The 13,564-nt window shown below is 46.1% G+C and carries 16 protein-coding genes; 14 read left to right on the forward strand and 2 right to left on the reverse strand.

From position 1 onward, the window contains the following. Window positions 1–144 precede the first annotated feature (144 nt). The gene (locus IEY34_RS15700; protein ID WP_189012823.1) at window positions 145–477 is read right to left on the reverse strand and encodes a carboxymuconolactone decarboxylase family protein; all 333 of its coding nucleotides are present in this window, start codon (window positions 475–477) and stop codon (window positions 145–147) included. A gap of 275 nt (window positions 478–752) precedes the next feature. Here IEY34_RS15700 and IEY34_RS15705 point away from each other — a divergent pair, with 275 nt between their 5' ends. The 3 genes from IEY34_RS15705 (at window position 753) to coaD (ending at window position 3,318) form a co-directional block, all read left to right on the forward strand. Beyond that, complete coding sequence (locus IEY34_RS15705; protein WP_189012824.1) at window positions 753–1,649, forward strand: AraC family transcriptional regulator; 897 nt, start codon at window positions 753–755, stop codon at window positions 1,647–1,649. 580 nt (window positions 1,650–2,229) lie between these two features. Next, on the forward strand, window positions 2,230–2,790 hold the full coding sequence (gene rsmD / locus IEY34_RS15710; protein WP_189012825.1) for a 16S rRNA (guanine(966)-N(2))-methyltransferase RsmD: 561 nt from the start codon (window positions 2,230–2,232) through the stop codon (window positions 2,788–2,790). Between the two features lie 24 nt (window positions 2,791–2,814). Then, on the forward strand, window positions 2,815–3,318 hold the full coding sequence (gene coaD, locus IEY34_RS15715; RefSeq protein ID WP_373291260.1) for a pantetheine-phosphate adenylyltransferase: 504 nt from the start codon (window positions 2,815–2,817) through the stop codon (window positions 3,316–3,318). Between the two features lie 14 nt (window positions 3,319–3,332). Here the strand turns inward: coaD and IEY34_RS15720 are convergent, their stop codons facing one another. Then, entirely contained in the window at window positions 3,333–4,622 is a 1,290-nt protein-coding gene (locus IEY34_RS15720) for a nucleoside recognition domain-containing protein (protein WP_189012827.1), read from the reverse strand. A gap of 124 nt (window positions 4,623–4,746) precedes the next feature. Here IEY34_RS15720 and IEY34_RS15725 point away from each other — a divergent pair, with 124 nt between their 5' ends. From IEY34_RS15725 to rnc, 11 genes are all read left to right on the forward strand, one after another. Continuing rightward, entirely contained in the window at window positions 4,747–5,868 is a 1,122-nt protein-coding gene (locus IEY34_RS15725) for a SepM family pheromone-processing serine protease (RefSeq protein ID WP_189012828.1), read from the forward strand. Window positions 5,869–5,957: 89 nt separating this feature from the next. Further along, a complete protein-coding gene (locus tag IEY34_RS15730) occupies window positions 5,958–6,467 on the forward strand; it encodes a YceD family protein (RefSeq protein WP_189012829.1) in 510 nt (169 codons plus the stop codon). A 38-nt stretch (window positions 6,468–6,505) separates the two neighbouring features. After that, window positions 6,506–6,679, forward strand: coding sequence for a 50S ribosomal protein L32 (gene rpmF, locus IEY34_RS15735; protein WP_029195321.1), 174 nt, complete (start codon window positions 6,506–6,508; stop codon window positions 6,677–6,679). 120 nt (window positions 6,680–6,799) lie between these two features. Beyond that, a complete protein-coding gene (gene fapR, locus IEY34_RS15740) occupies window positions 6,800–7,411 on the forward strand; it encodes a transcription factor FapR (RefSeq protein ID WP_167387999.1) in 612 nt (203 codons plus the stop codon). Next, window positions 7,395–8,399 (forward strand): phosphate acyltransferase PlsX, encoded by a 1,005-nt coding sequence (gene plsX / locus IEY34_RS15745; RefSeq protein ID WP_189012830.1) that lies wholly within the window; start codon window positions 7,395–7,397, stop codon window positions 8,397–8,399. Before fapR ends, plsX begins: the two co-directional genes overlap by 17 nt. Further along, on the forward strand, window positions 8,396–9,382 hold the full coding sequence (locus IEY34_RS15750; RefSeq protein WP_308423027.1) for a beta-ketoacyl-ACP synthase III: 987 nt from the start codon (window positions 8,396–8,398) through the stop codon (window positions 9,380–9,382). Before plsX ends, IEY34_RS15750 begins: the two co-directional genes overlap by 4 nt. Window positions 9,383–9,457: 75 nt before the next feature. Then, complete coding sequence (fabD, locus tag IEY34_RS15755; RefSeq protein ID WP_189012831.1) at window positions 9,458–10,408, forward strand: ACP S-malonyltransferase; 951 nt, start codon at window positions 9,458–9,460, stop codon at window positions 10,406–10,408. Beyond that, on the forward strand, window positions 10,395–11,135 hold the full coding sequence (gene fabG / locus IEY34_RS15760; RefSeq protein WP_189012832.1) for a 3-oxoacyl-[acyl-carrier-protein] reductase: 741 nt from the start codon (window positions 10,395–10,397) through the stop codon (window positions 11,133–11,135). Before fabD ends, fabG begins: the two co-directional genes overlap by 14 nt. An 84-nt stretch (window positions 11,136–11,219) precedes the next feature. Next, entirely contained in the window at window positions 11,220–11,453 is a 234-nt protein-coding gene (acpP, locus tag IEY34_RS15765) for an acyl carrier protein (protein WP_028558238.1), read from the forward strand. Window positions 11,454–11,546: 93 nt separating this feature from the next. After that, window positions 11,547–12,782, forward strand: a complete 1,236-nt coding sequence (gene fabF / locus IEY34_RS15770; RefSeq protein ID WP_189012833.1) for a beta-ketoacyl-ACP synthase II — start codon at window positions 11,547–11,549, stop codon at window positions 12,780–12,782. Window positions 12,783–12,842: 60 nt separating this feature from the next. Next, window positions 12,843–13,544 carry a ribonuclease III gene (gene rnc / locus IEY34_RS15775; RefSeq protein ID WP_189012834.1) on the forward strand — a complete coding sequence of 234 codons (702 nt, stop codon included), beginning with the start codon at window positions 12,843–12,845 and terminating at the stop codon, window positions 13,542–13,544. Window positions 13,545–13,564: the final 20 nt, after the last annotated feature.

Here is a 13,564-nt window from a genome sequence, read left to right on the forward strand (position 1 = left end):
TCGTCACAATCACTATACCAAACCGAAGCGGTGTTTTTCTATTTTAGCAAGAGGTCAATCATTATCCTGGTTCTGCTATATGTATCAAGGATTTAAGACTAATTTCGCTCTGCGAAGTTTGAGTAAATAACATCATTTCTTTAATTATTTCTCTGATGTGAATACTTCTTGTGCAACCAGAATGGCTGACATGGCTTTCGGCCAACCTGCATAGAAGGCAAGATGAGTCATCACTTCGATCAGCTCTTTTTCCGACAAGCCATTTTGTTTTGCCAGATTTAAATGGCCGTCTTTCAACTGCTGCGTATTTCCGCTGGTGATTAAGCACGCTACGGTAATCAAACTTCGGTCACGCGGGGAGAGCTCATTGCGCGCCCATATATCGCCAAACAAGACGTCATCCGTTAATTCCGCGAGTTTCGGGGCAATATTTCCGATTAGTTTCTGTATAACAGTAGGTTCTTTAGAAGAAGACATTGTTTATTCCTTCTTTCTTAATTATAGTTGCCGAGCCATTTCGCCATTTCAGGATCGTGATGTGAAGAGAGCAGGCTCAGTTTGGTATCTAACTTGTCCATTACTTCCATAGCCGGCACCCGTCGCCGCGCTTATCCTTATTATGTACCAAATGACAAAGCGATCGTTATCCCATTCGTGTCAAATGCTTGCCTAATCCTCTCACAACTATTTAGTAAGCAGATGAATATGAGTTATAATTATTTTATAAGAACCGAAGGAATAAGGAGGATCTAATGCCCGAAATCATAACTAACCAGCAAAATGAGCTTGCCAAAATTATTGAGCGTTATGCAGAAAACGATGGTGTTTACGCTACAGCAATACCATCTTTATTTTTCATCCGTCGCTCTAGTATGTCCGAACCAAGTTACTCAGTTTACGAACCTTCCTTTTGCATTGTTGCTCAAGGGGCTAAAGAGGTATGGTTAGCACAGGAGCGATTTGAGTATAATCCAACAGAATATCTTGTCTCATCCGTTCATTTGCCGGTTACCGCCCAAGTAATCGAGGCTTCTCAGGACTTTCCATACTTGGGTTTTAAACTTGAATTTACGGCGAACCAAATCCTCGAGGTTTTACGTGATTTTGGAATCCGGGTAGGAGCGAAAGAAAATACTAATCGAGGTATGTTTGTTAGCCCAATAGAGTTGCCTTTGTTCGATGCGGTCATTAGATTAGTTCGATTGCTAGATCATTCGGAGGATATCCCGGTACTTGCGCCGTTGTTTACGAAGGAAATTCTATATAGAGTTCTGAAAGGTCAGAATGGGGTTATGCTCGAACAAATTGCAATAAAGGGTAGCTCTGCCCATCAAGTAAAAGATGTAATCGAACATATCACGAATAACTATGAGAAGTCATTTCGGGTTGAGGATCTTGCGGAAAAAGTGAATATGAGTGTTTCGTCGCTTCATAGGCACTTTAAAGAGGTAACAGCTATGAGCCCTATTCAGTTTCAAAAACAACTGAGACTTCAAGAAGCGCGGCGCCTCTTATTATCCGAATCAACAGATGCCGCTGATGTCGCTTTTCGGGTTGGATATGAAAGTGCATCCCAGTTTAGTAGGGAATACTCCCGTATGTTTGGCTTTCCTCCAAGGGAAGATATAAAGCGCATAAAAGCACAATAAAACAAGGAGCAACTGGAAAAAGTTGTTCCTTGTTGTTTCTAATTCAACTTTTGTAGAGCCAAAATCGGTTTAAATGAATAGTTTCGTAAATTTGGAAAGCTATTAGCAGAAGTGAAAGTTGGAGGTTACTTTTGTAAGGTATGTTTATTGACAGGATCTTTTTAGTACAGCTTAATAAGAAGTTTTTGGAATGAAATTGATATGGTTTATTCCAATTTGAAAATTTTCGTCCCCAAACCGTCCCCAATGCTAATATTAATGATCTGTATTATATGAAATATTAGCGCTGTTATACTCAAATAAACCCTTATACAATAAGGGTTTTAGGCATCTGTACCATTAAATTATTACGACGGCCCTTTTACAGGCCGTCTCATGGGAGAGGAGAAACCGGACGAAGAGCTTATGGGGAAACGTAAGTCTTCTCCGCGGTTGTCTACGACATTCTCTGATGTCGATAGTTCAAGGATGACCGTTTTACAGGAAATTTATACATTAGGCGTATAATTTTTTTGTGTCGGATTAGAGCTTGTGGTACGATAGCAAAAGAATGAGCCAGCTAGAAAGGGAAGTACGTTAGATGAGAGTAATTTCAGGCACTGCCAAAGGCAGGTCGTTAAAAGCTGTACCTGGTACAAGCACACGGCCAACAACGGATAAAGTGAAAGAGGCCATCTTCAGTATGATCGGTCCTTATTTTGATGGAGGACAAGTACTTGATCTATTCGCCGGCACCGGTGGACTAGGGATCGAGGCGCTTAGCCGCGGGATGGATAAGGGCGTGTTTATCGACATCGAGAAGAAGAGCATCGACACGATCCAACACAATCTACAGACAGCAGGTCTGAAGGACCAAGCTGAGATTTATCGAACAGATGCCACTCGGGCACTGAAAGCTTTGGCGAAGCGGGAACAGCGGTTTGCGCTGGTTTTCCTTGATCCTCCGTACAAAATGAAGCTTATTGCGGATCTCATTAGCACGATGGAGGAGCAGGCTATTGCGGAAGCCAATGCGACGATCGTGGTGGAACACGATGCCAAGGATGTCCTGCAAGCGGATATCGGCAGTTTCAAACTAATGCGGCGAGCAGACTACGGAGACACGGCGGTAACGATTTACACACGATCCATCGAGGGATAAGAAGAAAGAGGAGTTGACAGCATGATGAAGCAAGAACACGGAAGAACGATAGCCGTTTATCCAGGCAGTTTCGATCCGGTTACGCATGGGCATCTTGATATCATACATAGAGCAGCAAAAGTTTTTGATAAGCTAATCGTAGCAGTTCTCAACAACACGTCCAAAAACCCCTTATTCACACTTGAAGAGCGGATGGACCTCATTCGCCAAGTGACCAAGGATTTGCCCAATGTAGAGGTGGATGGATTTAGAGATTTAATGGTCAATTATATGAAAGCACGCAATGTGCGCTTGATTGTACGTGGGCTTAGGGCGGTTTCGGATTTTGAATATGAACTGCAAATGGCATCTACGAATCATAAGTTGAACTCAGATGTTGAGACTTTTTTTATGACGTCTAAGCCAATGTTTTCTTATTTGAGCTCAAGTATTGTAAAGGAAATTGCTCGATTTCATGGACCCGTTGAAGATTTAGTCCCTGTGGAAGTAGAAGAGGCGCTCAAGTTGAAATTTCCTAAAGGTAATTAAATGAATTGTTGTAGTTATAGGGCTTTCTTACGGAAAGCTCTTATGACTGTTGAAACGGCAAGCATGATGAGGAACAACAGAATAAATTGAGCCAGCATAGGTCCCCAGAGACTCCAAGTCGATTCTCCGTTAAGCGGGAAGGTGGACGCCGTGGAATGGGCTGCAGTTGTGTCCAACCAAAGAAAGCTAGGTTCTGTGTCTGTAAAAAGCAGCTGCAATGGTTTCCATAACAGGAGTGTAAGTGTGAAGGCTAGCCCAGCATGAAGGATACGGGATTGCAAAAAGAAGCTATAGCGAGCGTCTGTTTGTTGGTGCAACCCAGCAACCTGCGCATGGGCAGAGAGACCGCCCCAACCCAGAAATGCGCTAATTAGCGCTATTTGTGCTAGCAGGGAGAGACCTTGCGTTTGACTCCATGCATAGGCGCCGAGGTGAATCTCAAGAACGCCTGTGACCCACTGCGGTGCAGTGTCTGTGTGGATATTAATCAATTGAAGCATGGCTTGAGTGACAGGGCGCAGCGCAGCTGTTAGCTGAGAAATATGAATGACGTTGATCAGGACGGAGAAAATCATCATGTAGCCGCCGATGAGCATTAAAGTTTGTACGGAGGCGGTCACGGCGTCCCCAAGCAGTTTGCCTAAGGCGCGTCCATCATGCAAATAGGCGTGACGCATCGTGAAGAGGGCTTGTTTCATAACTGGGGTCGATCGATTGGCGACTGTTGAATCTGCCGGTTCAAGTTCAGCAGACTCGGTAGTAAGCGTGCTCGTTTTCCGGAATAATCTCATTGCAATACCGGTTAGAATGGCTGACCCATAATGGATGACGGCAAGCACGATGCCAAGTTTGGCGCTGTTGAGGAACCCGACCCCTACGACGATAATGAGGAAGAGCGGACTGCATAGGTGGGACAAAGCTGTTAAACGTTCGCTTTCGGTCCGTGTGATAAGATTTTTTTCACGCAAGGAAGCTGTAATTTTGGCTCCTGTAGGAAAACCTACAATAAGTCCGGAGGCTAAAGCCCAACCGCTTACACCTGGCAGCCGAAAGATAGCTTTTGTTAGCGGCTCTAACAGAACACCTGCCCCTTGGATGACGCCGAAACCGATTAACAGTTCAGTCATAATTAGAAAAGGCATCATCGCCGGAAACACGAGCTTCCACCATATCGTTAGTCCTTCAAGGGAGGATTGGAAGGCCTTGTCCGGAAATAGAATAACAGACACAACCGTTAGGGCAGCCAAAGACCCTAATACCAGTGTCGTAAGTTTAGAATTGGATCTTGTATTCATAGGCTGCATAGAATCACCTCATCCTTCAAATATGCTTTCATTTGTACGCGGAAAGTTGAGGGTTTAGACCAAGCTTTGCTTGGCAACAGGTCAGAAGAGGCCAAAGATTAGTCATCGAGAGAGAGGAACTTGCATGGAAAATGAAGAAGAGAGTGTACGCACTTGGTCGAATGATTCCTACCGTTATCCGCGAGTATCAGCGACTAGAAGGTACTTACTTTCAGCGATTGTTGGCGTAGTAATCGTTTATTTGCTGTTTTTTGTAAGGCTGCCATTTTTTATTTTTATGCCGGGAACAGCAGAAGAAATAAAGCCCATGGTTACTGTGGCCAAAGGATCGGATACCGAGAAAGGGACGCTGATGCTGACCACGGTGCGCGTCGCCGACGCCAATGTGGTTAATTATATAGTAGGTCTTCTACATCCTTATGAGGAGATTCAGCCTAAACGAAGTGTACTGAAACAAGGTGAGTCCGAGCAGGAATACACGCAGCGTCAAGAATATGTCATGCTAACTTCACAGGCGAATGCTATTCAAGCCGCGTATACGCATGCCAAGGTTCCCTTCCATATCAGCCACGAGGGTGTCATGGTGCTTCAGACATTGCCTGGCCTAGCGGGCGAAAAGGTTCTCAAACCAGGGGATGTGCTGTTGAAATCGGGCGATAAAGAAGTGAAGGTCGCTCAAGATTTGCTGGACTCGCTCAAAGGTAAAAAACCAGGTGATTCCGTTGCAATCACTTATAAGAGGCAGAAAGTGGAGCAACAAGCCACCCTAGTCTTAGGCACACTCCCACAGCAAGAAGGGGATAAAGGAGAGGCGAGAGCTGGCCTAGGTGTTGTTCCGGCAGATATGCAGTCTGTAAAAGCCGATCAAGCCGATCAGCAAGTGACGATTAAGGCTGGCGAGATTGGCGGTCCATCGGCAGGTTTGATGTTTTCCTTGGAAATTTACAATCAACTTTTGCCAGAGGATATTACCAAAGGATACAGGATCGCTGGGACTGGGACGATTGAAACGGATGGCACAGTAGGCCCAATTGGCGGAATTGAGCATAAAATTATTGCCGCAGATCGGGAAAAAGCCGATTATTTCTTCGCGCCCAAAGATGTGACCTATAAAGACGGGACTAAGGTTAATAATTACTCGGATGCTGTTCACAGAGCTGAGCAAATTAAGACGAAGATGAAAATCGTTGAAATTGGCACGATGGATGATGCTCTGAAATTTCTAGCGAATCTGCCTTCTAAATAGGTTTTATAAAGTAAAAATAAAATTTTTGAATTGACAAGCAGCTTCGCGACTGGATATAATAATCTTTGTTTGTTTGGGGTGATAATAACATGCAAATTCGATTTAGAGAGCTTGCTCTTAAAGGGCAGCCCGTGCATATGACGGAATCAATGAACTTAACGGCCCCTTTTGAAGGGCGTCACGATGTCCTTGGTTATGGTCCTGTACGTGTCGATCTTCAAGCTACGCATGAAGATGGATTAGCAAAAGTTAACGGTACGTTAACGCTAGACTTGGAGTTAAGTTGTTCACGATGCTTATCGCACACTAATCAAACAATCGAGCTTCCTTTTGAGGAAGTCTTCATGCAGAAGCCAGAAGAGGAAGATCCTGATCTTGATGAGGATATCCATCTGGTAGTTGGAGATAAAGTCGATTTGGAACCTTACGTTGTAGAAAATGTAGTGGTCGGTTTACCGTACATACCACTTTGTGACGAAGCGTGCAAAGGTCTCTGTCCCGTGTGCGGAGAGAATCGCAATCTACGTGATTGCGGCTGTAAGCAGGAGAAGATTGATCCTCGGCTTGCAGGTCTCGCGGACTATTTTAACAAAGAATAAGGCAACGCCGGAAATTCGTATAAGGAGGTGTTTTGAATATGGCAGTACCTCAAAGGAGAACGTCCAAAACCCGTCGCGACAAGCGCCGTACTCACTTTAAATTGGAAGTTCCAGGCATGGTGAAGTGTGAACAATGTGGAGAGCTTAAGCTAGCTCACCGCGTGTGCAAATCTTGCGGAACTTACAAAGGCAGAGAGATCGTAAAAGCATAAGAATGGACATAGTACTTCATCTCAAAAGTGAAGTGCTATTTTTTTTGCTTTCTTTTTGGTTGTAAATTTAATATACTACAGTTTAGTATCTGGTAATAAGATGAGATCTCACGAGATAAGGTGGTGCTCACCATCGAACGCCTTCCTAAACGACAAAGGCAGCAGCAATTGCTTCAAGCGATTGAAGTCAATCCTTTTATGACAGACGAAGAACTGATGCGTACGTTTGGCGTCAGTATCCAGACCGTCCGATTAGATCGATTGGAGTTAGGCATTCCTGAGCTGCGGGAACGAATGAAGCATATGGCGGTTAAGACGCATGACCAAGTTCGATCATTATCCATTGATGAAGTTATTGGAGAAGTTATCGACATACAGCTGGACCAAAGCGGTATTTCGATTTTTGAAATTAAAGAAGATCATGTTTTCTCACGAACCAAAATTGCAAGAGGACATCATATATTCTCACAAGCGAACTCTTTGGCGGTTGCTGTCATCGACGATCCGATAGCTCTGACTGCTTCAGCAGATATTCGTTTTATACGATCTGTGAAGCTCGGAGAGAAATGCATTGCTAAAGCTTATGTGCGCTCTGTATCCAAGGGGAAAGCAAGAGTTGAAGTGTCTTCTTATGTTGGGGATGAGGCTGTTTTTCGAGGCAATTTTGTGATCTTTCATTCGAAGAAAGAGCATCTAGATAGGGAGGACAAGCTGCATGCGGATCGCGATTGATGCAATGGGCGGCGATAATGCTCCTAAGATCGTAGTGGAAGGTGCACTCGCAGCGGCCAAGGAATGGAAGGATGTACATATCATCCTGGTCGGCAACAGCGCCGCGATTGAGGCTCACCTCACAGAACGGCCAGCGAATCTAACGATCCGTCATACCGAAGAAATCATTGAAGCGGAAGATGAGCCTGTGAAAGCTGTTCGCCGCAAAAAGGATTCTTCCATGGTAGTGGCTGGAAGGCTGGTACGCGAGAAAGAAGCAGAGGCGATGATTTCCGCAGGGAATACGGGAGCATTGATGACGACGGGATTACTTGTTGTTGGTCGCATTCCTGGGATTGAACGTCCGGCATTAGCTTCTATGATACCAACCTTAGATGGGAATGGTGTGCTTGCGCTGGATTTAGGCGCAAATATGGATGCTACGGCCGAACATTTGCTTCAGTATGCCATTATGGGCAGTATATACCGCTCCAAAGTGGATGGTATAACCAAGCCGCGAGTTGGTCTGATGAATGTAGGTACTGAAGCGACCAAAGGGAATGAATTAACGAAAACAGCATATCCTTTATTGGAGCAAGCACCTATTCATTTCGTTGGAAATGTGGAATCATCACAAGTTCTTCGAGCCAAATGCGATGTCATCGTATGTGATGGTTTTGCTGGAAATATTATGCTGAAATCATTAGAAGGTGCGGCTTCGGCGATCTTCTCAGCGCTAAAGCAAGAGTTTACTAAAACAATATTTACTAAACTTGCGGCGGCTGTTTTGAAACCGGGCTTGACGCTATTTCGTAAAAGATTCGATCCCAATGAACATGGTGCTGCGCCACTGCTGGGGATTGATGGACTTGTTCTGAAAAGCCATGGCTCCTCAGATGCCAATGCTATTAAGAATGCTGTTCGTCAAGCGAGAATAGCTTTGCAGAATGATTTGGTTGGCACCATATCTGCCGAAATTAGCCATGGGAAGAGAGATATAACAACATGAATCTAATACCAGTTGGGGTCCTCGGAACGGGGAAATACGTACCAGAGCGTATATTAACGAATCAAGAACTTGAAACCATGGTCGAAACCAATGATGAATGGATCGTCAGCCGAACAGGGATTCGCGAAAGAAGAATTGCAGCAGAAGGACAAGCTACTTCTGATCTATGCTACGAAGCTTCCCTTATTGCGATGGCTAGCGCAGGCATTACCGCGGATCAACTTGATTTGATCATCGTCGCGACAATTACACCGGACATGTCTTTCCCGTCTACGGCTTGCGTGCTGCAAGAGAAGCTGGGCGCTAAGAAAGCAGCAGCTTTTGATCTTTCTGCCGCTTGCTCCGGCTTCGTCTATGGCCTAGCGAATGCTGCGAATTTCATCGCAACGGGAACTTATAAATATGCGCTCGTGATTGGAGCAGATTGCTTATCCCGGATCACAGACTATACGGATCGTAACACCTGCATTCTTTTTGGGGATGGAGCGGGAGCCGTTGTCATTGGTGAAGTGCCTGAGGAAAGAGGCTTTAAATCCTTCGAGCTGGGCGCAGATGGTACGGGAGGTCCTCTTCTGAAAATTGAAGGTGGAGGTTCACGTAACCCGGCTACGCAAGCTTCGATTGACCAACGTCTGCATTACATCTATATGGCCGGTGCTGAGGTTTTCAAATTCGCCGTGCGAATTATGGGCAATGCGGCAGATGAAGCTTTGCGTAAAGCAGGCTGGGAAAAAGCGGACATCGATTTGCTAGTTCCGCATCAAGCGAATATGAGAATTATTCAAGCCTCTTTGAATCGTTTGGAATTAACGGATGACAAATGTATGATCAATTTAGACAAATACGGCAACATGTCCGCAGCTTCCATTCCTGTAGCGCTAGCTGAAGCAGCTGAGCAGGGTAGATTAAAAGAAGGCGACCGCATCGTGTTGGTTGGCTTCGGCGGCGGCTTGACGTGGGGCGCATCTGCTCTGGTGTGGTAGTCACGAACACGAACATTCCATTGTCCTTATAAACTTCATTTTAAAATTTATCGCCAAAGGGGATTTTTTTCTCGTATGGGTAAAATAGCATTTGTTTTTCCTGGTCAAGGTTCGCAGTCTGTGGGGATGGGGCAGGATTTGTACACGAATCATCCTGCCGCCAAATCGTATTATGACCGCGCGAATGAAGCGCTCGGCTTCTCTTTATCGGATTTGATCTTCGAGGGTCCGGAGGACCAGTTGAAGATCACGTACCACACGCAGCCTGCGCTGCTGACAACAAGCATCGCTTGTCTGGAAGCGTTCAAGGCGGCGGGCATTACACCGGACTATGTCGCCGGACATAGTTTGGGCGAGTACAGCGCGCTCGTCGCAGCCGGCGTGCTCGGGTTCGAAGACGCGGTCCGCACCGTGCGGGCTCGCGGCGAGTTCATGGAGCAGGCCGTCCCAGGCGGCCTGGGCGCCATGGCAGCCGTGCTGGGAGCCGAGCGCGCAGCGCTGGCGGAGCTATGCTCGGCTATCACAAGCGGCGGCTCCGTCGTGGAGCTCGCCAACGTGAACTGCCCGGGACAGATCGTCGTCTCGGGCAGCCAAGAGGGCGTTGCAGCAGTTGTCGAACGCTGCAAAGAAGCCGGCGCGAAGCGCGCCATACCGCTCGAGGTGAGCGGGCCCTTTCACTCTTCGCTCATGAAGCCAGCTTCGGAGCGCCTCGCTGAGGTGCTCGCGTCCGTGGAGATGAGCGATGCAGCCGTGCCCGTTGTGGCCAACGTAACGGCTCGCCCTGTTACGCAGCCCAGCGATATTCGCGGTCTGCTTGTTGAACAAGTGTATTCCCCTGTATTATGGGAAGACACCATTGCTTACTTGATCGGCCAAGGCGTCGACACGTTCATTGAGCTTGGCTCAGGAACCGTTCTCGCCGGATTGATCAAGAAGATCGACAAAACGGTGAAAACGGTGTCCATTGGCAGCCTAGAAGCTTTGGAGAAGTACATGCAGGAGGTGCACAATCATGCTAACGGGTAAAGTTGCACTCGTCACAGGTGCATCCAGAGGTATTGGCCGGGCTATTGCTCTGCATTTAGCTGAGCATGGCGCAGATGTTGCCGTGAACTATGCCGGAAGCGAGACTGCTGCCGGCGAAGTCGTAGCAGCTATTGAAGCAATGGGCCGCAAGGCGGTCAAATTGCGCGCAGATGTCAGCAGTTTTCAAGAAGCCGATAATTTAGTCAAGCAAACGTTAGAGATTTTTGGTAAAATTGATATTCTTGTGAATAATGCTGGCATAACAAGAGACAATTTAATCATGCGAATGAAGGAAGAAGAGTTCGATCAAGTCATCGCTACGAATCTGAAAGGCGTATTTAACTGTGTGAAAGCCGTTACCCGCCCTATGATGAAGCAGCGATTCGGTCGAATTATTAATATATCTTCTGTAGTTGGCGTGCTCGGCAACCCGGGTCAGGCCAACTATGTAGCAGCCAAAGCAGGCGTCATTGGTTTAACCAAAGCGACTGCTAGGGAACTTTCTTCTCGAGGCATTACCGTGAATGCGGTGGCTCCAGGTTTTATTGAAACCGATATGACCGACAAATTGTCGGCCGAGATGCGAGAACATATGTTGAAGCAGATTCCACTGGAACGTCTGGGTCAGCCTGAGGAAATTGCAAAGGTAGTTCGCTTCTTAGCGTCCGACGATGCGTCCTATATGACAGGCCAAACGCTTCATGTAGATGGCGGCATGTACATGTAAGATTTTCCAGAAAGAGAATCTAGAAATTGCCTACTGGCAATCTGTCAAAGATTCTCGTATAATACCAAAGAGGAGGTGAACCGGATGTCCGACGTATTGGATCGTGTTAAACGAATTGTAGTCGATCGTCTAGGGGTTGATGAAGCTGAAGTCACCCTCGAAGCATCTTTCAAAGAAGATCTTGGTGCTGATTCTCTCGATGTAGTTGAATTAGTAATGGAATTAGAAGATGAGTTCGATCTAGAAATTTCAGATGAAGATGCTGAGAAGATTACGACAGTAGGAGAAGTTACGAATTACATAAAATCTCATACGTAATAGTCTACCGAGTCCCGTTTCTAATCAAGACGGGACTTTCTCTCCATTTTGAACAACAAAAAATTAAGTTTCTCTACATAGAAGGTGGTACATATGAACAGAGTTGTGATTACAGGTATGGGCGTAGTTACTGCCCTTGGTCAAGACTTAGAAACGTTTTGGGGAAATCTGACTTCCGGTAAATCCGGCGTTAGTTTAATTGAGAATTTTGATGTAACTGAATACCCCACTCGCATTGCAGCTGAAGTGAAAGATTTCAACATTGAGAATTATGTGGATCGCAAAGAATCTCGCCGTATGGACCGGTTCGTTCAATTCGCAGTCGCAGGAGCAATTAATGCACTGAAGGACGCTAACTTGAATGTGAAAGAAGATACGGATCCTGAACGCGTGGGCGTTTCGGTAGGTTCTGGCATTGGCGGTTTGAATACTTGGGAAGAACAACATAGAATTCTTTTGGAAAAAGGGCCGAAACGTGTTTCGCCATTCTTCATTCCAATGATGATTGCGAACATGGCTTCAGGTCATATCTCGATGGTGACAGGTGCTAAAGGACCGAATTCCACAGCTGTAACAGCTTGTGCAACAGGAACGCACTCCATCGGTGATTCCTTCAAAATGATTCAACGCGGCGATGCTGACGTGATGATTTGCGGTGGAGCAGAGGCGACCATCACACCAATTGGTGTAGCTGGTTTCTGTGCGCTGCGGGCAATGTCTACACGCAACGAAGAGCCGCATCTGGCAAGCCGTCCATTCGATACGGATCGTGATGGGTTTGTTATGGGAGAAGGCGCAGGCGTCATGATTCTGGAATCCCTAGAACATGCACAGCAGCGCGGAGCTCGTATTTATGCGGAAGTGATTGGTTACGGTATGAGCGGCGACGCTTATCACATGACAGATCCGGACCCAGACGGAGCCGCACGTTGTATGGTGAAAGCGATTAAGGACGCAGGGATTGCACCAGAATCCATCACTTATATCAATGCTCATGGAACTTCTACATCGGTAGGAGATAAATCCGAGACGACGGCGATTAAGAAAGCATTAGGTGAACATGCGTACAAAGTAGCAGTGAGCTCGACGAAGTCCATGACAGGCCATTTGCTTGGCGCTGCTGGTGGGGTAGAAGCCGTTATATGCGGATTGACAATTTCCAATAATTTGATTGCTCCAACAATTAATCTGGTTAACCAAGATCCTGAGTGTGATTTGGATTATGTACCGAATGTAGCTCGTGAAGCGAAGGTTGATATTGCGATGTCGAACTCATTCGGTTTTGGCGGACACAATGCAACCATTATCTTGAAAAGGTTTGAAGCATAATTTGCCTTCCTACGAAGAAAGATAACGGAATATCATTCTCTCTGGGCGGTGAGTTAAGCAATGAATCGTGATATCAAAGTACTGCAGAAGCAAATCGGCATCACTTTTAGGAAGACGGAATTGCTGAAGCAGGCATTTACCCATTCCTCTTATGTGAATGAACACCGTATTGCTGGACACAAAGATAATGAGCGGCTGGAGTTTCTAGGCGATGCTGTCCTTGAGCTAACGGTTTCAGAATTTTTATATGATTCTTATCCAGGGCGTTCGGAAGGCGAATTAACGAAGCTTAGAGCCTCGATTGTTTGTGAGCCGTCCTTAGTTACTTTTGCTGAAGATTTGGATTTTGGCGCATTTGTTTTGCTTGGCAAAGGTGAGGAATTGACAGGCGGGCGATCCCGTCCGGCTCTCCTTGCCGATGTATTTGAATCCTTCATAGGCGCTTTATACCTCGATCAAGGGATCGAGGTTGTCAAAGGATTTCTCCATAAACATGTGTTCACCAAAATCTCCAACGAAGGCAAGCTTCTTGTGATCGATTACAAGACACAATTGCAAGAACATACACAGCATCATAATATGGGTTCACTGGAATACCGGATTGTCAATGAACGTGGACCTGCTCATGAGCGTGAGTTCGTTGCAGAGGTGTATATGGATGTTGATCTGCTGGGAACCGGTGCAGGACGTTCCAAGAAAGAGGCGGAACAGCAAGCAGCAGCTCAAGCTTTGTTGAAATTGAATGTCACCGTTCAGCGATAACGAATATAGCTAGAGGAGGC

The sequence above is a fragment of the Paenibacillus marchantiophytorum genome (genome assembly GCF_014640555.1).
Taxonomy (GTDB): domain Bacteria; phylum Bacillota; class Bacilli; order Paenibacillales; family NBRC-103111; genus Paenibacillus_E; species Paenibacillus_E marchantiophytorum.

What these genes read in the sequence shown, in the direction of transcription:
- fabF (WP_189012833.1), top strand. Translation starts at nt 11,547, where the DNA reads ATGAACAGAGTTGTGATTACAGGTATGGGCGTAGTTACTGCCCTTGGT.
- IEY34_RS15700 (WP_189012823.1), bottom strand. Translation starts at nt 477, where the DNA reads ATGTCTTCTTCTAAAGAACCTACTGTTATACAGAAACTAATCGGAAAT.
- fabG (WP_189012832.1), top strand. Translation starts at nt 10,395, where the DNA reads ATGCTAACGGGTAAAGTTGCACTCGTCACAGGTGCATCCAGAGGTATT.
- IEY34_RS15730 (WP_189012829.1), top strand. Translation starts at nt 5,958, where the DNA reads ATGCAAATTCGATTTAGAGAGCTTGCTCTTAAAGGGCAGCCCGTGCAT.
- rsmD (WP_189012825.1), top strand. Translation starts at nt 2,230, where the DNA reads ATGAGAGTAATTTCAGGCACTGCCAAAGGCAGGTCGTTAAAAGCTGTA.
- rpmF (WP_029195321.1), top strand. Translation starts at nt 6,506, where the DNA reads ATGGCAGTACCTCAAAGGAGAACGTCCAAAACCCGTCGCGACAAGCGC.
- plsX (WP_189012830.1), top strand. Translation starts at nt 7,395, where the DNA reads ATGCGGATCGCGATTGATGCAATGGGCGGCGATAATGCTCCTAAGATC.
- IEY34_RS15720 (WP_189012827.1), bottom strand. Translation starts at nt 4,622, where the DNA reads ATGCAGCCTATGAATACAAGATCCAATTCTAAACTTACGACACTGGTA.
- IEY34_RS15750 (WP_308423027.1), top strand. Translation starts at nt 8,396, where the DNA reads ATGAATCTAATACCAGTTGGGGTCCTCGGAACGGGGAAATACGTACCA.
- IEY34_RS15725 (WP_189012828.1), top strand. Translation starts at nt 4,747, where the DNA reads ATGGAAAATGAAGAAGAGAGTGTACGCACTTGGTCGAATGATTCCTAC.
- IEY34_RS15705 (WP_189012824.1), top strand. Translation starts at nt 753, where the DNA reads ATGCCCGAAATCATAACTAACCAGCAAAATGAGCTTGCCAAAATTATT.
- coaD (WP_373291260.1), top strand. Translation starts at nt 2,815, where the DNA reads ATGAAGCAAGAACACGGAAGAACGATAGCCGTTTATCCAGGCAGTTTC.
- rnc (WP_189012834.1), top strand. Translation starts at nt 12,843, where the DNA reads ATGAATCGTGATATCAAAGTACTGCAGAAGCAAATCGGCATCACTTTT.
- acpP (WP_028558238.1), top strand. Translation starts at nt 11,220, where the DNA reads ATGTCCGACGTATTGGATCGTGTTAAACGAATTGTAGTCGATCGTCTA.
- fabD (WP_189012831.1), top strand. Translation starts at nt 9,458, where the DNA reads ATGGGTAAAATAGCATTTGTTTTTCCTGGTCAAGGTTCGCAGTCTGTG.